Below are 20841 nucleotides of genomic sequence, written 5' to 3' on the forward strand. Positions count from 1 at the left end.
TATGGCAAAAGAACAGTTTCAACGTACCAAACCCCACGTAAACATTGGTACTATTGGTCACGTAGACCACGGTAAAACGACCTTGACCGCCGCCATTACGATGGTACTTGCAAAGAAAGGTCTTTCTGAAATGCGCTCGTTCGACTCGATCGATAACGCACCTGAGGAAAAAGAGCGTGGTATTACGATTAATACTTCGCACGTAGAATATGAAACTGCAAACCGCCACTATGCACACGTTGACTGCCCGGGACACGCCGACTATGTAAAGAACATGGTAACCGGTGCTGCTCAGATGGATGGTGCAATTATCGTGGTTGCAGCAACTGACGGTCCTATGCCCCAAACTCGTGAGCACATCCTGTTGGCTCGTCAGGTAAACGTTCCCCGTATCGTTGTATTCCTGAACAAATGTGATATGGTTGACGACGAAGAGATGCTCGAACTCGTTGAAATGGAGATGAGAGAGTTGCTCAACGCCTATGAATATGATGGTGACAACACGCCTATCATCCGTGGTTCTGCCCTCGGTGCCTTGAATGGCGAACCCAAATGGGAAGAGAAAATCATGGAGTTGATGGATGCCGTAGATACTTGGATTCCTCTGCCTCCGCGTGATGTTGATAAACCCTTCTTGATGCCTGTTGAGGACGTATTCTCGATCACTGGTCGTGGTACTGTTGCTACGGGTCGTATCGAGGCCGGTCGTGTAAAAGTAGGCGACGAGGTACAAATCCTGGGTCTGGGTGCCGACAAGAAATCGGTTGTAACCGGTGTTGAGATGTTCCGTAAGATCCTCGACGAAGGTGAAGCTGGTGATAACGTAGGTCTGTTGCTCCGTGGTATCGACAAGAACGAAATCAAACGTGGTATGGTAATCTGCCACCCGGGACAAGTAAAACCCCACTCGGAATTCAAGGCTCAAGTTTATATCTTGAAGAAAGAAGAAGGTGGTCGTCACACTCCGTTCCACAACCACTACCGTCCTCAATTCTACATCCGTACGCTTGATGTAACGGGCGAAATCACTCTCCCCGAAGGTGTAGAAATGGTAATGCCTGGTGACCACGTAACTATCAACGTGAAACTCATCACTCCGGTTGCTTGCGACAAAGGTCTGCGTTTCGCAATCCGTGAAGGTGGCCGTACGGTAGGTTCGGGTCAAATCACCGAAATCTTGGACTAATCGCATAGCGAATTAGCTTAGATAAAATTACAAAAATCAGCCCTCATTGCGGGGCTGATTTTATACGGGTCTAGCTCAGTTGGTAGAGCACTGGTCTCCAAAACCAGGTGTCGGGAGTTCGAGTCTCTCGACCCGTGCAAAACTGAATGAAACAATGAAGAAATTGAAAATACTTGCCGATATCCAGGATTCTTACAATGAACTGGTTCATAAAGTATCTTGGCCGACCAAATCGGAGTTGGCAAATAGCGCTGTAGTGGTTATGTTCGCTTCCCTTATTATCGCTATAGTGATATTTGCAATGGATCAATGTATTGACAAAATCATGCACCTTATTTACGGAGGTTTTTAATTAGGGAGGTAAATCAATGTCTGAAGAAAAAAAAGGCTGGTACGTTCTGCGTGCCATTAGCGGAAAAGAGAGCAAGGTCAAAGAAGTTCTTGATGCCGAAATCAAGAATACTGATCTTGGCAATTACGTATTTCAGGTCTTGATACCTACCGAAAAAGTCTACACCGTACGTAACGGCAAAAAAGTGGTAAAGGAGAAAAACCTTTACTCGGGTTATGTTTTTGTGGAAGCCATCTTAGTAGGCGAGGTTATTCACCACCTGCGCAACACCACCAACGTCATCGATTTCCTGGGTGGAAAATCCAATCAACCGGAGCCCCTGCGGCCTTCGGAAGTTAATCGTATGTTGGGGGCAGTAGACGAAATGCAAGAGGTAGGCGACGAGCCCGCCGTTGTATATCACGTAGGCGAAACGGTAAAAGTAAACTATGGCCCCTTCAACGGCTTTAGCGGAATTATCGAAGAGGTGAACAACGAGAAGAAGAAGCTGAAGGTGATGGTGAAGATCTTTGGTCGCAAGACTCCGTTGGAACTGGAAAATTCGCAAGTAGAGCGGGAGTAATACAAGAGGTTACGCGCTTGTATGAATCCTCGGTATTTTAATAATATCAAAATTAAAAACAATGGCTAAAGAAATTGCTGGACAAATCAAATTACAGATTAAAGGTGGTGCAGCAAACCCCTCTCCTCCCGTAGGACCTGCTCTGGGTTCCAAGGGTATCAACATCATGGAGTTTTGCAAGCAATTCAATGCCCGTACCCAAGACAAGGCCGGTAAGATTTTGCCGGTTGTCATCACCTATTACAGCGACAAGTCGTTCGACTTTGTTGTAAAGACGCCTCCCGTTGCCATCCAGGTACTGGAAGCTGCCAAAGTAAAAGGTGGTTCGGCCGAGCCCAATCGTAAGAAAGTGGGTGAGATCACTTGGGATCAGGTAAAAGCAATCGCCGAGGACAAAATGGTTGACTTGAACTGTTTTACCGTAGAATCGGCCATGCGCATGGTTGCTGGTACAGCTAGAAGTATGGGTATCACCGTAAAAGGGGAATTCCCGGTAAATAACTAATAAACTTCAATTGAAATGGGTAAACTGACAAAAAATCAAAAGTTAGCTTTAGCAAAGATTGAAGCAGGGAAGGCCTACTCACTCAGCGAGGCATCTCAGTTGGTGAAGGATGTAACCTTTACCAAATTCGACGCATCGCTTGATATTGATGTACGCTTGGGTGTTGACCCTCGTAAAGCCAATCAAATGGTACGTGGCGTCGTTTCGTTGCCTCACGGAACCGGTAAGCAAGTGCGTGTATTGGTGCTCTGTACGCCCGATGCCGAGACTGCAGCCAAAGAGGCTGGTGCCGACTACGTAGGATTGGACGAGTATATCGAGAAAATCAAAGGCGGTTGGACCGATATCGACGTAATCATTACGATGCCTGCTATCATGGGTAAAATCGGTGCTCTGGGACGTATCCTCGGCCCTCGTGGTCTGATGCCTAACCCCAAGAGCGGTACGGTAACTACCGATGTGGCTAAAGCTGTAAAAGAAGTAAAACAAGGTAAGATCGACTTCAAAGTCGACAAGAATGGTATAGTACATGCCTCCATAGGTAAGATTTCGTTTGCTGCCGACCAGATTCGCGACAACGCTCGTGAGTTTGTTTCGACCCTGATCAAACTGAAACCGACTGCTGCTAAGGGTGCTTATATCAAGAGTATTTATCTTTCGAGTACAATGAGCCCGGGTATCAAGATTGATCCCAAATCAGTTGACGAGAACTAAAACATGGAATTATGAGAAAGGAAGATAAAGGCACTATTATTGCACAAATAGCAGATACTGTAAAGGAGTATAGCTGCTTCTACCTCGCCGAAACCGCTACGTTGAACGCCGAGAAAACGAGCAATCTGCGTCGCGCTTGTTTCAAGGAAGGTATCAAAATGTTGGTTGTAAAGAACGCCCTGCTGCACAAGGCTCTCGAAGGTCTCGATGCCGACTACTCGCCTCTGTATGGCGCTTTGAAGGGTTCTACAACGATGTTCTTCTCGAATGTGGGTAACGCTCCGGCCAAACTGATCAAGGAGTTCAGAAAAACCTCTGAAGACCTCGTATTGAAAGCCGCCTATGTAGAAGAAAGTTTCTATATCGGCGCCGATCAGTTGGATACGCTGGTTGCCATCAAGAGCAAAAACGAACTTATTGCTGACGTTATCGCCCTCTTGCAGTCTCCTGCCAAGAATGTGGTATCGGCTCTTCAGTCAAGCGGTTCGACTATTCATGGAGTATTGCAGACTCTATCAGAAAGATAACTTTTTATACACAAACATTATTACGAATAATAACATTTAATTCATACAAAAATGGCAGATTTGAAAGCTTTTGCAGAACAATTAGTTAACTTGACCGTAAAGGAAGTAAACGAACTTGCTCAAATTTTGAAAGACGAATATGGTATTGAACCTGCTGCTGCAGCTGTTGCTGTTGCTGCTGCTCCCGCTGCCGGCGGAGCTGCTGCTGAAGAAAAAACATCGTTCGATGTTGTTCTGAAAGCTCCGGGTGCAAACAAACTGGCTATCGTTAAATTGGTGAAAGAACTCACCGGACTTGGCTTGAAAGAAGCTAAAGACCTCGTAGACGGTGCTCCCAACAACGTAAAAGAAGGTCTTGCTAAAGCTGATGCTGAAGCTCTGAAAAAACAACTCGAAGACGCTGGAGCAGAAGTTGAACTTAAATAATATATCTGGTAATCAGATAGGTTGGTTAAGAATCATCTTAGTCGGTGATTCTTAACCTTTTTGTGTATATATTTTTAATTAAGTTCACTTAATCCATTCTATAAATGTCTTCTACAATAGGTAAACCACGCGTAAATTTCGCTTCAATCAAAAATCCGCTTCCTTATCCGGATTTCCTTGAAGTTCAGTTGAAGTCGTTTCAAGACTTTTTGCAACTCGACACTCCGCCTGAAAAGAGAAAAAACGAAGGTCTTTTCAAGGTCTTTGCCGAGAACTTTCCCATTGCTGATACGCGCAACAACTTTGTCCTCGAATTCCTGGACTATTATATCGACCCGCCCAGATACACCATCGAAGAGTGTCTCGAGAGAGGGTTGACATACAGCGTACCTTTAAAGGCTAAACTGAAACTATACTGCACCGACCCCGATCACGAGGATTTCGCTACGGTAATACAAGACGTTTATTTGGGCCCCATCCCGTACATGACGGCTAAGGGTACCTTTGTCATCAACGGTGCCGAGCGGGTAGTGGTATCGCAGTTACACCGTTCTCCGGGTGTCTTCTTCGGACAAAGTACGCATGCCAACGGTACCAAACTTTATTCGGCTCGTATCATTCCGTTCAGAGGATCGTGGATTGAGTTTGCCACCGACATCAACAACGTGATGTATGCCTATATCGACCGGAAGAAAAAATTGCCCGTGACCACGCTGCTGCGTGCCATCGGCTTCGAGACCGATAAGGACATTCTCGAAATCTTCGGTCTGGCAGAAGACCTCAAAGTCTCCAAGACCAACCTGAAAAAAGCCATCGGTCGCCGCTTGGCCGGTAACGTGGTGAAGTCGTGGGTCGAAGACTTTGTCGACGAGGATACGGGCGAGGTTGTTTCTATCGAACGTACCGAAATCGTGATTCCTCGTGAAACCGTCCTGGAAGAGTCGCACATCGCCGACATTCTCGAGTCGGGGGTTCAAAACATCCTTCTCCACAAGGAAGGCGGGAATACCTCGGACTACTCGATTATCTTCAACACCCTCCAGAAAGACTCCAGTAACTCGGAGAAGGAAGCCGTGCTCTATATCTATCGTCAGTTGCGTAACGCCGAGCCGGCCGACGAAGCCAGCGCTCGTGAGGTGATAACCAACCTCTTCTTCTCGGAAAAGCGTTACGACCTGGGCGAAGTAGGACGTTACAGAATAAACAAGAAATTAAACCTCTCCACCTCGCCCGACGTGAAGGTGCTCACCAAAGAGGATATTATCGAGATCATCAAATACCTTATCGAGCTTATCAACTCGAAGACCGATGTCGACGATATTGACCACTTGAGCAACCGTCGTGTGCGTACTGTGGGAGAGCAATTATACAACCAGTTCGGTGTCGGGTTGGCCCGTATGGCCCGTACCATCCGCGAGCGTATGAATGTGCGCGACAACGAGGTATTCACCCCCATCGACCTGATCAACGCCAAGACGATTTCGTCGGTAATCAATACCTTCTTCGGTACCAATGCCCTGTCGCAGTTCATGGACCAGACCAACCCGTTGGCCGAGATTACCCACAAGCGCCGTATGTCGGCCCTGGGCCCCGGCGGTCTGTCGCGTGAGCGTGCCGGTTTCGAGGTGCGCGACGTGCACTATACCCACTATGGCCGTCTGTGTCCTATCGAGACGCCTGAGGGTCCTAACATCGGTCTGATTTCGTCGTTGTGCGTATATGCCAAAATCAACGATTTGGGCTTCATCGAGACTCCGTATCGCAAGGTGAAAGACGGCAAGGTAGATTTGTCGCCCGAAGGTGTCGTATACCTGACTGCCGAAGTGGAAGAGGGTCAGATTATTGCCCAGGGTAATGCCCCGTTGAACGACGACGGTACCTTTATCCGCAATCGGGTAAAAGCTCGTTTGGGTGCCGACTTCCCCATTGTATCGCCCGACCAGGTGAACCTGATGGATGTGTCGCCTACGCAGATTGCTTCGATTGCCGCATCGCTCATCCCCTTCCTCGAGCACGACGATGCCAACCGTGCGTTGATGGGATCGAACATGATGCGCCAGGCCGTACCTCTGTTGCGCTCCGAGGCTCCTATCGTAGGAACCGGCATCGAGGGCCAGTTGATACGCGACTCGCGTACTCAGATTATGGCCGAAGGCGAAGGTGTAGTCGAGTTTGTCGATGCTACGGTTATCCGCATCCGTTACGACCGCACCGAAGACGAAGAGTTTGTAAGTTTCGAAGATGCCGTTAAAGAATACAAGTTACCCAAATTCCGCAAGACCAACCAGAGCACCACGATCGACCTGCGTCCTATCTGCCACAAAGGCGACCGTGTGAAAGCCGGCGATATTCTCACCGAGGGTTATTCGACCGAAAACGGTGAGTTGGCTCTGGGCCGCAACCTCAAGGTGGCCTTCATGCCTTGGAAGGGTTACAACTACGAGGATGCCATCGTGCTGAACGAACGTATGGTTCGCGAAGACATCCTCACCTCGGTTCACGTCGACGAGTATTCGCTCGAGGTACGTGAGACCAAGCGCGGTATGGAAGAACTTACTTCCGATATTCCCAACGTGAGCGAGGATGCTACCAAAGATCTCGACGAGCGTGGTATTATCCGGGTAGGTGCCCAGGTGAACCCCGGCGATATTATGATCGGTAAGATTACGCCCAAGGGCGAGTCCGATCCTTCGCCCGAAGAGAAACTGTTGCGTGCCATCTTCGGCGACAAGGCCGGCGACGTGAAGGATGCTTCGTTGAAAGCTACCCCCTCGCTGAAAGGTGTCGTTATCGGTACCAACCTCTTCTCGCGCGCCATCAAGAAGAAAAAATCGAAACTCAGCGACAAAGCCATCTTGCCCAAACTCGACGAAGAGTATGAAGAGAAGATGAACGGCTTGAAGTCGATACTTATCGACAAACTGCTCGTGCTCACACAAGGCAAGGTTTCGCAGGGTGTGAAAGACTTTATGGGTACCGACATCGTGCCCAAGGGTACCAAGTTTACCCAGGCTGTTCTCAGCAAAATCGACTACACCTCGGTACAGGTGAGCAAGTGGACGACCGATGCCGCCAAGAACGACTTGATTCGTGCCACCATCATCAACTACCTGAAGAAGTACAAGGAGTACGATGCCGAATTGCGTCGTAAGAAATTCGACATCTCGATCGGCGACGAGCTCCCCTCGGGTATCGTGCAAATGGCCAAGGTATACATCGCCAAGAAACGTAAGATCAGCGTGGGCGACAAGATGGCCGGTCGTCACGGTAACAAAGGTATCGTGTCGCGTATCGTGCGTCAGGAAGATATGCCGTTCCTGGCCGACGGTACTCCCGTCGACATCGTGCTGAACCCGCTGGGTGTGCCTTCGCGTATGAACTTGGGACAGATTTTCGAAACCGTTCTGGGTTGGGCCGGTGCCGAGCTGGGCGAGAAATTCGCTACGCCTATCTTCGACGGTGCCAGCCTCGACGACCTCAACGCCTGGACCGACAAGGCCGGTCTGCCTCGCTACGGTAAGACCTACCTCTACGACGGTGGTACCGGCGAACGCTTCGACCAACCGGCTACGGTAGGTGTTATTTACATGCTGAAACTGGGCCACATGGTCGAAGACAAGATGCACGCCCGTTCCATCGGTCCGTACTCACTCATTACGCAACAGCCGTTGGGTGGTAAGGCACAGTTCGGTGGTCAGCGTTTCGGTGAGATGGAGGTTTGGGCACTCGAAGCCTTCGGTGCCGCTCACGTGCTGCAAGAGATCTTGACCATCAAGTCGGACGATGTGGTAGGACGTTCGAAAGCCTACGAGGCTATCGTCAAAGGCGAGCCCATGCCTACGCCCGGTATCCCCGAGTCGCTGAATGTGCTCTTGCACGAATTGCGAGGCCTCGGTCTTAGTGTCAACTTAGAATAAAATAAAATCCAAACGGTCGGGCCGTCGCCCTGTGCGGCGGCCGGGCCAATAACTCTTTATACATTAAACATTTATGGCTTTTAGAAAAGATAACAAAATAAAGAGTAACTTTTCGAAGATTTCGATTGGTTTGGCTTCGCCCGAGGAGATTTTGGAGAACTCGAGCGGCGAGGTGCTGAAACCCGAAACCATCAACTACCGTACCTACAAACCCGAGCGCGACGGTCTGTTCTGCGAGCGCATCTTCGGTCCGGTAAAGGACTATGAGTGTCACTGCGGAAAATACAAACGCATCCGTTACAAGGGTATTGTCTGCGACCGATGCGGTGTCGAGGTGACCGAGAAGAAGGTGCGCCGCGAACGTATGGGTCACATCCAGTTGGTTGTGCCTGTGGCCCACATCTGGTATTTCCGTTCGCTGCCCAACAAGATTGGGTACCTGCTGGGATTGCCCAGCAAAAAACTCGACGCCGTTATCTACTACGAGCGTTACATCGTTATACAACCGGGTCCTCAAACCGACCTGGCCACTTACGACCTCCTTTCTGAAGAGGAGTATCTGAACATCATGGATTCGCTCCCCCGCGAAAACCAGATGCTCGAAGATACCGACCCCAACAAGTTCATCGCCAAGATGGGTGCCGAGGCCATCTACGACCTGCTGTGCCGTCTCGACCTCGACGAACTCTCTTACGAGCTGCGTCACCGCGCCAGCACCGACGGCTCTCAACAACGCAAGACCGAGGCTTTGAAACGCCTGCAGGTCGTTGAGTCGTTCCGTGCTTCGAAGGGCCGCAACCGTCCCGAGTGGATGATCTTGAAGGTAATCCCCGTGATTCCCCCCGAACTGCGTCCGTTGGTTCCCCTCGATGGTGGACGTTTTGCCACCAGCGACCTCAACGACCTCTATCGCCGGGTTATCATCCGCAACAACCGTCTGAAACGATTGATGGAAATCAAGGCTCCCGAGGTGATTCTGCGCAACGAAAAACGTATGTTGCAAGAGGCTGTCGACTCGCTGCTCGACAACTCGCGCAAGTCGAGCGCCGTCAAGACCGAGGCCAACCGTCCGTTGAAATCGCTCTCCGACAGTTTGAAAGGTAAACAAGGTCGTTTCCGTCAGAACCTGCTCGGTAAACGTGTCGACTACTCGGCCCGTTCGGTTATCGTCGTAGGTCCTGAGCTGAAGATGCACGAATGCGGTCTGCCCAAAAACATGGCAGCCGAACTTTATAAACCCTTTATCATCCGCAAGCTCATCGAGCGCGGTATCGTCAAGACCGTGAAATCGGCCAAGAAGATCGTGGATCGCAAGGAGCCCGTCGTATGGGATATTCTCGAACACGTGATGAAGGGACACCCCGTGCTGCTGAACCGTGCCCCGACATTGCACCGTCTGGGTATCCAGGCTTTCCAACCCAAGATGATCGAGGGTAAGGCTATCCAACTGCACCCGCTGGCATGTACGGCATTCAACGCCGACTTCGATGGTGACCAGATGGCCGTGCACTTGCCTCTGGGCAACGAGGCTATCCTTGAGGCTCAACTGCTCATGTTGGGTGCGCACAACATTCTCAATCCGGCCAACGGTGCACCTATCACCGTGCCTTCGCAAGACATGGTTCTGGGTCTGTACTACATTACCAAACTGCGTCCCGGTTCGCTGGGCGAGGGGCTGAAGTTCTATGGCCCCGAAGAGGCCGAGATTGCCTACAACGAAGGTAAGGTTTCGTTGCACGCTCCCGTATCGGTAGTGGTGAAAGATGTCGACAAAGACGGCAACATCATCGAGCACATGGTCGAGAATACTTCGGTAGGCCGTGTACTGGTGAACCAATACGTACCTCAGGAAATCGGCTATGTAAACGAGATTCTTTCGAAGAAGTCGTTGCGCGACATCATCGGTAAGGTAATCAAGGTTTGCGGTGTGACCCGTTCGGCACAGTTCCTCGACGACATCAAGAATCTGGGTTACTACATGGCCTTCAAGGGCGGTCTGTCGTTCAACCTGGGCGACGTGCTCGTTCCGCCTGAAAAGGAGACTTTGGTAGCCGAAGGTAATGCCGAGGTTGAGCAGATTATGAACAACTACAACATGGGTTTCATTACCTACAACGAGCGTTACAACCAGATTATCGATACGTGGACACACGTCAACTCGCGTCTGTCCGACATCCTGATGAAACAGCTTTCGGCCGACAACCAGGGATTCAACTCGGTATTCATGATGCTCGACTCGGGAGCCCGTGGTTCTAAGGACCAGATTCGTCAGCTCTCCGGTATGCGTGGTCTGATGGCCAAGCCGCAGAAGTCGGGTGCCGAGGGTGGTCAAATCATCGAGAACCCTATCTTGGCCAACTTCAAGGAGGGTCTGTCGGTGCTGGAGTACTTCATCTCTACGCACGGTGCTCGTAAGGGTCTTGCCGATACCGCCTTGAAAACAGCCGACGCCGGTTACCTGACCCGTCGTCTGGTCGACGTAGCCCACGATGTGATTATTCACGAGGAGGACTGCGGAACCCTGCGCGGATTGGTTTGCACCGAAATCAAGAACAACGAAGAGGTAGTAGCCTCGCTGGGCGAAAGAATCCTGGGCCGTGTATCGGTTCACGATGTAGTGAACCCCCTCACCAACGAGATTCTGGTTCACGCCGGCGAAGAAATAACCGAGGCTATTGCCCAGAAGATAGAAGAGTCGCCTATCGAGCAAGTCGAGATTCGTTCGGTGCTCACCTGCGAATCGAAGAAAGGCGTCTGCGCCAAGTGCTACGGCCGCAACCTGGCCAACAACCGCATGGTTCAGAAAGGCGAGGCTGTGGGTGTGATTGCTGCACAGTCTATCGGCGAGCCGGGTACACAGCTGACACTGCGTACATTCCACGTCGGTGGTATCGCCTCGAATATCGCTGCCGTATCGAGCGTGAACTCGCGTTACGACGGTATCCTCGAAATCGAAGAGCTTCGTACCGTAGAGAGCGTATCGGATAGCGGCACGAAGGTACAGATTGTCGTAGGTCGTCTGGCCGAAATGCGTATTATCGATCCGCACACCAAGATGGTGCTGATGACGGCCAACATTCCTTACGGTTCGAAGTTGTACTTCAACAACGGCGATACCGTGAAGAAGGGCGACATGATTTGCGAATGGGACCCCTTCAACGCCGTTATCGTTTCGGAGGTTGGCGGTAAAGTCAAATTCGAAGCCGTTGAAGATGGTGTTACCTATCGTGTAGAATCGGACGAACAGTCGGGTTTGAAAGAGAAGATTATCATCGAGTCGAAAGACCGTACCCGTGTACCGTCGGCTCAGATTCTCGATGAGAACGGACAGGTAATCAAAACTTACGCTCTGCCTGTGGGTGCTCACCTGATGATCGAGGATGGCGATACGATTAAGACCGGTGAGGTATTCGTGAAGATACCGCGTGCCGTAGGTAAGGCCGGTGATATCACGGGTGGTCTGCCTCGTGTAACCGAGTTGTTCGAGGCCCGTAACCCGTCCAACCCTGCTGTCGTTTCGGAAATCGACGGCGAGGTTATCTTCGGTAAAGTGAAACGTGGTAACCGTGAAATCTCGGTGGTATCGAAGACCGGCGAGACGAAGAAATATCTGGTACCGCTGTCGAAGCAGATTCTGGTTCAGGAGAACGACTATGTACGTGCCGGTACGCCCCTCTCCGATGGTGCCGTTACGCCCTCCGACATCCTGGCTATCAAAGGCCCCACGGCTGTACAGGAATATATCGTGAACGAGGTTCAGGACGTATACCGCATGCAGGGTGTGAAGATCAACGACAAGCACTTCGAGGTAATCGTTCGCCAGATGATGCGCAAGGTACAGATTCTCGACCCGGGAGATACCCGCTTCCTCGAACAGCAGATTGTCGACAAACGCGATTTCATGGACGAGAACGACCGTATCTGGGGCAAGAAAGTGGTTACCGATCCGGGCGACTCGCAAACGCTCAAGGCCGGTCAGATTGTAACGGCCCGCAAGCTGCGCGACGAAAACTCGGCGCTGAAACGCAAAGACCTCAAGCTCATCCAGGTGCGCGATGCTATCCCCGCAACCTCCGAGCAGATTCTGCAAGGTATCACCCGTGCCGCTCTGCAAACGTCGAGCTTCATGTCGGCCGCTTCGTTCCAGGAGACGACCAAGGTGCTCAACGAGGCTGCCATCAACGGCAAGGTCGATACGCTCGAGGGTATGAAGGAGAACGTCATCTGCGGTCACCTCATCCCGGCCGGTACCGGTCAACGCGAGTTCGACAAGCTCATCGTAGGTTCCAAAGAGGAATTCGACCGTGTGTTTGCCAACCGCAAGAACGTAACCGACTTCTCCAACTGATAACGAGCTGAACATTATAGCATAAAGGGAGCGACTCCATACACGGGTCGCTCCCTTTTTTTATGCCCGGCAGCAACAGCCCGAGTTGTTGCATGCTGTTGGAGGTGGGTTGGTTGATAGTTCGGCAATCTTGTCCTATTTAGAAGCCGGCTCTTGCCGGTGGCGTAAAAAGATATACCTTTGGCCCGTATGAGGATAGTGTATTTACCGAAGAATAGATGCCGGAATGTAGTCTGGTTGCTTCTGCTGCTGACGATTACGTCGTGTAACTTGTTGGAGAGCAGTCCGTACGATGCCCGGGTAACGGGCGACACCGGCATCAATGCCCGCAATGTGGCCCGTATCGAGAAGGCTCTGGACGGAAAGAGCAGTTTCAGGTTTGCGTTTATCAGCGATACTCAGCGATGGTACGACGAGACCGAGGCTTTTGTCGCGCATCTCAACAGTCGCGACGATGTCGACTTTGTGCTGCATGGAGGAGATGTCTCCGACTTCGGGGTTACCGAGGAGTTTCTGTGGCAGCGCGACATACTCAATGAACTGAAGGTTCCCTATGTGGTGCTGTTGGGCAATCACGACGTGTTGGGCAACGGAGTGCAGGTGTATCGTAGGGTCTTCGGGGAGGAGAATTTCTCCTTTATGGCCGGCGATGTGAAATTTATCTGCCTCAACACCAACGCCCTGGAGTTCGATTATTCCAACCCGATACCCGATTTCTCCTTTATCAAGGCCCAGCTCAAGGATGATAATCCGGCATATCGTCGCACGATTTATGCCATGCACGTGGCGCCGGGCGACGAGCAGTTCAATAATAATGTAGCCGATGTCTTTCATCTCTATGTGAAGTTGTCGCCCGGGATTCTGTGCGGCCTGTACGGGCATGGGCATACGTTTGCCGAAGCCGATAAGTTTGGCGACGGTATAATCTACTACGAAACGCCCTGTATCGGGAAGCGTTTCTACCTGATGTTTACGATAAACGCGGAGGGATACAGTTATGAACCGGTCTATTTTTAACCGATTGATGGTGACTTTGTCGCTTCTGTGCGTATGGATGTCGGCTCATGGTGAGACTCCGACCGAGCTGCCCGCATACGATTATCGGGTAGAACAGTATCGGTCGGGATGGAATCGTCTGGTGCCTCGGTATGTCAAGTTGCAGACTGGAGGCCTGATGGGGGCCGTTTCGGTGGGTACGGGCTGGAATTATGGGCGCGATCACTGGGAGACCGATTTCATACTGGGGCTGATACCCAAGTTCAGCGACGACCATGCACGTGTCTCTCTCACGCTCAAACAGAATTATTATCCGTGGAAAGTGCAGTTGGGCAACTTGCCTTTCACCTTCGAGCCGTTGTCGTGCAGCTTTTTCGTCAATGTGATTATGGACCGGGATTACTGGGTGAGTCAGCTCGACAAGTATCCCAATGGTTACTATTGGTTCTCGACCCGTGTACGAATGAATTTGGGGTTGGGACAGCGGTGGACTCTGCGTATTCCTGAATCCCGCCGCAAGTTTCATCGCTCGGTTTCGTTTTATTACGAGTTCAGTACATGCGATATGTATGTAACCAGTGCCGTAACCAACCGCTACATCTCTTTTTGGGACATATTGCGCCTCTCGTTGGGTGTTAAGTTTCAGATTCTGTGACTCCACTATCGGTCGCCCAGCGTGTGGTCGATATAGAGGTTGCGGTTCGACAGGGTGATGAAGGGTTCGATTTCGTGCGAAACCATCATGATGGTGGTACCCCGGCTCGAGAGTTCACGCAGAATTTCGACCATGCGTACCTCGAACTGGCGGTCGATATACGACGAGGGTTCGTCGAGAATCAGCATCTCGGGGTGCGAGATGAGTGCCCGGCCAAACAAGGTGCGTTGCAACTGTCCACCCGAGAGTACACCGATGGTTTTCTCGCGCAGGGCCGTTATCCCCATGAGGTCGAGCATGTGGTCTATTTCGCGCCGCTCGACCGACTTGGGGCGTCTGGCGCCTTTGCCCATCAGCCCCGAGGCCACAACCTCTTCTACGGTGATGGGAAATCGGCTGTCGATACTGTTTTTCTGGGGCAGATACCCGATGTCGAGCGAGGGGACCTGTCGGCCTCCTTCGAAGAAGTAGATAGCTCCCTGTGTAGGTTTCTGCAAACCCAGTATGGTGCGCAGCAACGAGGTCTTGCCACCGCCGTTCGGTCCCGAAACCAGCAGGAAGTCGCCCCGGAAGATGTCGAGGTTGATGTCTTCGAGCACACTCTTGTCGCCATACGAGAGCCACAGGTTCTCGATGGCTATGATTTTATTCTCCAGCAATGGCATTGGTGATGTTTAAAAGTTCTTCACTCCAGTTATAGCTGAGCGGGTTGATGGAAACCACTTTCGCACCAATCTCTTGGGCAAACGATTCGGCCTGTTTGGCGTCGAATTCCTGTTGGATGAAGATTACCTTCACGTGATTCTCTTTAGCCACGTCGATTGCTTTTTTCAGATAGAAAGCCGAGGGCTCCTTGCCATTGTATTCGAGGCTGAGCTGGTGCAGATTGTAGTCTTTGGCCAGGTAGCTGAGCGAGGGGTGATAGATGGCAAACATGGTTCCGCTTACGGGTGTCAGTTTGCGGGTCATCACCGAGTCGACCTGGTTTATCTCGGCCAGCAGGGCTTCGTAGTTCTGGCGGTATACCTTCTCTCCGCTGGGGTCGAGGCTCACAAAGGCGTCGTACATGTTTTTGGCGATGATACGAGCATTCTTGGGCGAGCTCCAGGTATGAGGGTCGGCATCGAAGTGGTGATGGTGATTGTCACTGTCGTTGTCGCTGTGCTCGTGAGTGCCCGAGAGAATGTTGATACCCTCGGAGTTGTCGAAGATTTTCATGTGCGGATTGTTCTGTTCCAACTTGTCCATCCAGGCCAGTTCAAATCCGATGTGCCCGATTTTGAAGTAGGCAATGCTCTTGCCCAGATGCACGAGGTGCGAAGGCGAAGGGTCGTAAGCCTCGGGATTGCTGCCCGGAGGCACGATGCAGTTGATGTCGAAACGATCGCCTGCGATCTTCTCGGCAAAGTACTTCTGAGGTTGTATGGTTACAGTGACAATCTTTTGTTCTTTGTTTCCGGTCGAGCACGATACGGCTATGAGTGTGAGCAGTATACATGCACAATATTTCAAAAATGAATGTTTCTTCATAATAAAGTCTTTTGCCTCACGGCACATTTTTGTACAAAAATAGTATAATATCATTAAGATTCCTTCTTTTCGTTGCTATTTAATATGTTAAATTCGGCTTTTAACATTTTGCCAATCAGTCGGTCAGCTACGGTTTGTAGGTTGCAGGCGGTTCCGGCTTCACTCTACGCCGTAGACTCGGCTGTGAATGCGGGTCACTACCGCGTCGAAAACGTGGTCGAGGTCGATTGCTCCATACGACATGAGGTAAAGTTCCAGCGAATGACGGTCGGGCGAGTAGGGGGGCTGGGTATAGGGTCTCGTGGAGAGAACGAAGCCCAACCGCTGGTAGAATGCGATACGTCGTCGACTCAGGTCATCTTCGGGTTTCTCGACTTCGAGCACGGCGGGTTTCCCGAGCTGTTCCAGCAGAGCGGTCATGGCTGCGGCACCATAGCCGGCACCCCGGCATCGGCTGTCGATGGCGAAGTGCTCCATATAGGTAAAGTCGCTCCAGGACCAATAGGAGATGAATCCGATGGGATGCTCCTCGTCAGACAGCAGCGCAATGGCAAAGTCGTCGTTCTCTCGCAACAGACGCACGACCTCGTCGAAGTCTCTCCGCTCGTCTGGAGGGAAAGACTCGGTATAAATATGCTCGATAAAGTCGAGGGCCGAATCGTTATCGGCACGGACTGGTGAGATTCGTATCATAGTAGGTTGGGGTTATAAGTGGATACAAATATAATAGATTTAAAGGAATCTTTAAAAAAATAGAACTATAAAGTTTCTCGAACCCGTCTCGACAGGCGTGTAAATGGGATAATCGGTGTATGTAACGAAATAGAAAACAGTCTGTATTTTTGCCACTTAATAATCCCTTGTAGAGGCTGTTTGGTAAATGAAAATTGGAGAAATAGTTTCAAATTGTAACTTTTTTGGAGCCGATGTATCGGTCAAAAATCTTTAATACGGAATACTTCCTGCAAAATTAACAGGATAGATAATCGAAACCTGTAAATTTATTACTATCTTTGTTCTCAAAATAATAAAACAGTTGTAAAAAATCGAAAAAAAGAACCATGGGACATCATCAGTTAGACGAATTGGACTATAAAATTTTGAAACTCATTGCAGCGAATGCACGCATTCCTTTCCTCGAAGTGGCACGGGAGTGTAATGTTTCGGGAGCCGCCATTCATCAGCGGGTACAAAAATTGACCAACCTGGGAATCCTCAAAGGATCGGAATACATTATAGACTCAAACAAGATCGGGTTTGAAACGTGTGCCTATATGGGGTTCTACCTGAAGAATCCGGGCGACTTCGAGCACGTGGTGGAGGAGTTGCACAAAATTCCCGAGGTGGTCGAGTGCCATTTCACGACCGGACAGTACGACATGTTTATCAAACTGTTTGCCCGGAACAACCAGCACCTGCTCGAGATTATCCACACCAAGCTGCAACCCATCGGGCTGTCGCGCACCGAGACGTTGATCTCTTTCCGCGAGATATTCCGTCGCCAGCTTCCTATCGACGAGGTGGAAGACCTGGATTGAGAGCGTCAAAAAAAAGAGTTGAGCGAAATTGAATATACGAGCCCGGTTACACTCCACGGAGAGGAGTTGAACCGGGCTTTGTTTTCGCACACAGCCATTCCGGATTCTGCCGCTCCGCTGGTTGTGTTCCCCTCTGTCAAACAGGGACTCGGTAGTTTGTGCGGATAGTTGTGATTTTTTACTCGGGCGATAAACCATCTTACCGCTATTTTTGTACCTTTGCAGGAGTGTGTTGCCGGGCCCCGTACGGGCTGGACCTCGGAGCGAATCAAACGCCCGGGCGATAAGTCTGCAGCCGCCTCGGAGAGGCATCTAACGAATATAATGATAAGGATATATATTTGTACGAGAAATGAAAGAAGTTGTAGTTAGTGGAATACGCTCCACGGGAAATTTACATTTGGGAAATTATTATGGTGCCCTGCGCAATTTTGTGAAAATGCAGGAAGAGAACAAGTACAACAGCTATTTCTTTATAGCCGACTGGCATGCTCTCACTACGCATCCCGATCCCAAGACGCTGCATGAGAACGTGCGCGACATCCTTTGCGAATATCTGGCTGCGGGGCTCGACCCCGAAAAATCGACTCTGTTTGTACAGAGCGATGTGCCCGAGATACCGGAGATGTATCTGCTGATGAATATGCACGTGGGTATCGGTGAACTGATGCGTACGGCTTCGTTCAAGGACAAGGCCCGCAAGCAACTGGGCATCAAGTCCGATAGCGATGAGGATGTGGAGCACGAGATTATCGGCAACAACACCAACAAGCGGGTGAATGCCGGATTGCTCACATACCCTACGCTGATGGCGGTCGATATTCTCATTCAACACGGTAACTATGTACCGGTAGGCAAGGATCAGGAACAACACCTGGAGCTGACGCGCCGTTTTGCCCGTCGGTTCAACTCGACCTACGGGGTCGAATATTTTGCCGAGCCGCAGAATTTCAACTTCGGCTGCGAGCCTATCAAGGTGCCTGGTCTCGACGGCTCGGGCAAGATGGGTAAGTCGGAGGGCAACTGCGTCTATCTGATTGATGACGAGAAGACGCTGCGCAAGAAAATCATGCGTGCCGTGACCGACGAGGGCCCCAAAGTACCCAATTCGCCCAAGGTAGAGGCGGTCGAGAACCTCTTCACGTTGCTCAAAATCGTCTCTTCGCCCGATACGGTTGCCTACTTCGAAGAGAAATACAACACCTGCGAAATCCGTTACGGCGACTTGAAGAAGCAACTGGCCGAGGATATTCTCAAGGTGACGTTGCCGATTCGGGAGCGCTTCCTCGAAATCCAGAACGACGAGGCTTATCTGGCCCGTGTCGTGAAGATGGGAGCCGAGAAGGCTCGTGCAACCGCCTCGAAGACCTTGCGCGAGGTGCGTGAAATTATGGGATTCAAGCCTTTCTAACCCAGATATTCCGTCGCTATGGAACATCATCACCACCATCACCCGGCCCCCGATTTGCAGAAGCTCAACCGGTCGTTTATCATCGGTATCGTGCTGAATGTGCTCTTCGTCGTGGCCGAGGCGGGAGCCGGTTTCTACTACGATTCGCTGGCTCTGCTCTCCGACGCCGGTCACAACCTGAGCGACGTGGTGAGCCTCGTCCTGGCCCTTTTCGCCTTGCGTCTTTCGCTGGCGAAACCCTCGTTGCAGTATACCTATGGCTACAAGAAGAGTACCGTGCTGGTATCGCTGCTCAATGCGGCTATCTTGTTCGTGGCGGTGGCGGTGATTCTCTACGAGAGTATCGACAAGCTGCGTAATCCGGCGCCGCTCGACGGTAGTGCCATTGCCTGGGTGGCTGCAATCGGTATCGTGGTCAACGCCTTTACGGCCTACCTCTTCTTTGCCGACAAGTCGAAAGACCTGAACGTCAAGGGGGCCTACCTGCACATGGCGGCCGATACGCTGGTGTCGGTGGGTGTGTTGATTTCGGGTGTAGTGATTAAATACACGGGTTGGAATATCATCGACCCCATTATCGGTATTGTGGTGGGTCTGGTGATTCTCTACTCCACCTGGCATCTGCTGCAGGAGAGCCTGCGCCTGGCGCTCGACGGCGTGCCCGAGGGTATCGATGTCGAGCGGGTCGAGCAGGTGCTCTCGTCCGACCCCGACGTCATCAACGTGCACCATCTGCACATCTGGGCCATCAGCACCACGCAAACGGCGCTCACGGCTCATGTGGTGGTGTCGGACATCATGCGCATGCACGAGGTGAAACATCGCTTGAAACAGGCTCTGCACGAGCTGGGTATCGACCATGCCACCTTCGAACTTGAGGTTAAGGAGGAGCATTGCGACGGCCATTGCGACTGTTGCGACGGGGATACCGATTGCGACAACGACACGCAACCCTATTTGTAGCGATAGGTAAAAACGATGAAATACCGGCGGGAGGGAATCGGGCTGTCTGAGCCCCTTTTCTCCCGCTTTTTTTGTGCGTGCGATGAGGTTTACAGTTTGTAGACTCCGCCCGGCAATGCCTTGACCACCCCTTTGAACTCCAGCTCGACCAGCACCGACAGCAGTTGCGACAGCGGTTGGTTCAGCTCGACGGTCATGCGGTTTATCTGCCCCTCGCCCCGGGCCTTCAGGTAGTCGACAATCGGTTGCTCTTCGTCGGTAAGGTCGGGAAAGAGCGAGCGTTGCACCGCCTCGCGTCGGGGGGCATGCCAGCACATGGCTTCGACGAGGTCGTCGGCCGAGGTGATGAGGGCCGCCCGGTTGCGGCGGATCAGGTGGTTGCAGCCGGCCGAACTCTCGCGGTGTATGTCGCCGGGCAGGGCAAAGACGTCGCGATGATAGCTCTCGGCAATGCCGGCGGTGATGAGGGCGCCACCCTTTTCGCGCGACTCGACAATGACTACGGCGTCGGCCAGTCCCGCCACAATGCGGTTGCGGGCCACGAAAAAGGCCGGGTGCATGGCGTGGTAGCCGGGGTATTCGGTGAGCAGTCCGCCGTGGGCCGTCATTTCGGCCGCCGTGTTGCGGTGGCTCGAGGGGTAGATGTGGTCGAGCCCGTGAGCCAGCACGGCTACCGTGTCGAGCCCCTGCTTCAAGGCCGCGCGGTGGGCACAGATGTCTATGCCGTAGGCCAGTCCGCTCACGATGACGAGATGGGGAAAACGGGCTGCCAGGTCGCGAATCATCGCCTCGCAGAAGCTGCGCCCGTAGTCGGTGGCCCGGCGGGTACCCACCACGCTCACCACCTTGGCGGCATTCAGGTCGGCCGTACCCCGGTAGTAGAGCAGCGGCGGCGCGTCTATGCAGTCGACGAGCCGGTGCGGATAGGCGGGGTCGGTAAAGTAGAGCGGGGTGATGTTCCCCTTCTCGATAAACTCCATCTCCTGTCGGGCTGCCTGCAGGGCTGTGCGGCGGGCATCGTCGTGGAGTATTCGCCCCGTGATGCCCGTCATCTGTTGCAGTTGGGCCTCGGGCAGTTCGAAGAACAGAGCCAGGCTGTCGACCGTCTCGTGGATGTGCTGGGCCAGCGACTTGTTCATGCCCTTGATGCGCGAGAGCGCGATGCGGTAGAGAAGCTCTTGTTCCATGATGAGGGGGAATGATTGGTTGGT

The 20841-nt window shown here is 51.8% G+C and carries 18 protein-coding genes and 1 tRNA gene; 15 read left to right on the forward strand and 4 right to left on the reverse strand.

The window, feature by feature from the left end; all coding sequences use genetic code 11:
* Position 1: 1 nt before the first annotated feature.
* The 12 genes from tuf to Q1K76_RS08650 all read left to right on the forward strand — a co-directional run bounded on the left by tuf (position 2) and on the right by Q1K76_RS08650 (position 14188).
* Positions 2–1186, forward strand: coding sequence for an elongation factor Tu (tuf, locus tag Q1K76_RS08595; protein ID WP_025279249.1), 1185 nt, complete (start codon positions 2–4; stop codon positions 1184–1186).
* 64 nt (positions 1187–1250) lie between these two features.
* Positions 1251–1323: transfer RNA gene (locus Q1K76_RS08600), tRNA-Trp, on the forward strand.
* A 17-nt stretch (positions 1324–1340) separates the two neighbouring features.
* Positions 1341–1538: a preprotein translocase subunit SecE gene (gene secE, locus Q1K76_RS08605; protein ID WP_025279250.1), complete on the forward strand. Its 198-nt coding sequence runs from the start codon at positions 1341–1343 to the stop codon at positions 1536–1538.
* 16 nt (positions 1539–1554) lie between these two features.
* Complete coding sequence (gene nusG / locus Q1K76_RS08610) at positions 1555–2100, forward strand: transcription termination/antitermination protein NusG (RefSeq protein ID WP_087408317.1); 546 nt, start codon at positions 1555–1557, stop codon at positions 2098–2100.
* 61 nt (positions 2101–2161) lie between these two features.
* Positions 2162–2605, forward strand: coding sequence for a 50S ribosomal protein L11 (rplK, locus tag Q1K76_RS08615; RefSeq protein ID WP_087408318.1), 444 nt, complete (start codon positions 2162–2164; stop codon positions 2603–2605).
* 15 nt (positions 2606–2620) lie between these two features.
* Positions 2621–3319 carry a 50S ribosomal protein L1 gene (rplA, locus tag Q1K76_RS08620; protein WP_087408319.1) on the forward strand — a complete coding sequence of 233 codons (699 nt, stop codon included), beginning with the start codon at positions 2621–2623 and terminating at the stop codon, positions 3317–3319.
* Positions 3320–3330: 11 nt separating this feature from the next.
* Positions 3331–3846, forward strand: a complete 516-nt coding sequence (rplJ, locus tag Q1K76_RS08625; protein ID WP_258327048.1) for a 50S ribosomal protein L10 — start codon at positions 3331–3333, stop codon at positions 3844–3846.
* Between the two features lie 51 nt (positions 3847–3897).
* Positions 3898–4272 carry a 50S ribosomal protein L7/L12 gene (gene rplL / locus Q1K76_RS08630; protein WP_087408321.1) on the forward strand — a complete coding sequence of 125 codons (375 nt, stop codon included), beginning with the start codon at positions 3898–3900 and terminating at the stop codon, positions 4270–4272.
* A gap of 104 nt (positions 4273–4376) precedes the next feature.
* Positions 4377–8189, forward strand: coding sequence for a DNA-directed RNA polymerase subunit beta (gene rpoB, locus Q1K76_RS08635; RefSeq protein WP_087408322.1), 3813 nt, complete (start codon positions 4377–4379; stop codon positions 8187–8189).
* Between the two features lie 73 nt (positions 8190–8262).
* The gene (gene rpoC, locus Q1K76_RS08640; RefSeq protein WP_087408323.1) at positions 8263–12537 is read left to right on the forward strand and encodes a DNA-directed RNA polymerase subunit beta'; all 4275 of its coding nucleotides are present in this window, start codon (positions 8263–8265) and stop codon (positions 12535–12537) included.
* A gap of 189 nt (positions 12538–12726) precedes the next feature.
* Positions 12727–13554 (forward strand): metallophosphoesterase, encoded by an 828-nt coding sequence (locus Q1K76_RS08645; protein ID WP_087408483.1) that lies wholly within the window; start codon positions 12727–12729, stop codon positions 13552–13554.
* Entirely contained in the window at positions 13535–14188 is a 654-nt protein-coding gene (locus Q1K76_RS08650) for a hypothetical protein (RefSeq protein ID WP_300132602.1), read from the forward strand. The genes Q1K76_RS08645 and Q1K76_RS08650 overlap by 20 nt, the downstream gene beginning before the upstream one ends.
* Before the next feature lie 5 nt (positions 14189–14193).
* Here Q1K76_RS08650 and Q1K76_RS08655 read toward each other — a convergent pair whose 3' ends face one another.
* The 3 genes from Q1K76_RS08655 to Q1K76_RS08665 all read right to left on the reverse strand — a co-directional run bounded on the left by Q1K76_RS08655 (position 14194) and on the right by Q1K76_RS08665 (position 16411).
* Complete coding sequence (locus Q1K76_RS08655; RefSeq protein WP_300132605.1) at positions 14194–14853, reverse strand: ABC transporter ATP-binding protein; 660 nt, start codon at positions 14851–14853, stop codon at positions 14194–14196.
* The gene (locus Q1K76_RS08660; protein WP_087408326.1) at positions 14834–15718 is read right to left on the reverse strand and encodes a zinc ABC transporter substrate-binding protein; all 885 of its coding nucleotides are present in this window, start codon (positions 15716–15718) and stop codon (positions 14834–14836) included. Before Q1K76_RS08660 ends, Q1K76_RS08655 begins: the two co-directional genes overlap by 20 nt.
* Positions 15719–15877: 159 nt before the next feature.
* On the reverse strand, positions 15878–16411 hold the full coding sequence (locus Q1K76_RS08665; RefSeq protein ID WP_087408327.1) for a GNAT family N-acetyltransferase: 534 nt from the start codon (positions 16409–16411) through the stop codon (positions 15878–15880).
* Between the two features lie 368 nt (positions 16412–16779).
* Between Q1K76_RS08665 and Q1K76_RS08670 the strand changes: the two genes are divergently transcribed.
* The 3 genes from Q1K76_RS08670 (at position 16780) to Q1K76_RS08680 (ending at position 19630) form a co-directional block, all read left to right on the forward strand.
* Entirely contained in the window at positions 16780–17256 is a 477-nt protein-coding gene (locus Q1K76_RS08670) for an Lrp/AsnC ligand binding domain-containing protein (RefSeq protein WP_087408328.1), read from the forward strand.
* A 352-nt stretch (positions 17257–17608) separates the two neighbouring features.
* Positions 17609–18667 (forward strand): tryptophan--tRNA ligase, encoded by a 1059-nt coding sequence (gene trpS / locus Q1K76_RS08675; protein WP_087408329.1) that lies wholly within the window; start codon positions 17609–17611, stop codon positions 18665–18667.
* 18 nt (positions 18668–18685) lie between these two features.
* Positions 18686–19630 (forward strand): cation diffusion facilitator family transporter, encoded by a 945-nt coding sequence (locus tag Q1K76_RS08680; protein ID WP_300132608.1) that lies wholly within the window; start codon positions 18686–18688, stop codon positions 19628–19630.
* 89 nt (positions 19631–19719) lie between these two features.
* Here the strand turns inward: Q1K76_RS08680 and dprA are convergent, their stop codons facing one another.
* Positions 19720–20817, reverse strand: coding sequence for a DNA-processing protein DprA (gene dprA / locus Q1K76_RS08685; protein ID WP_300132610.1), 1098 nt, complete (start codon positions 20815–20817; stop codon positions 19720–19722).
* Positions 20818–20841 lie beyond the last annotated feature (24 nt).

Origin of the sequence: uncultured Barnesiella sp. (assembly GCF_946496565.1) — a bacterium.
Classification (GTDB): Bacteria; Bacteroidota; Bacteroidia; order Bacteroidales; family Barnesiellaceae; genus Barnesiella; species Barnesiella merdigallinarum.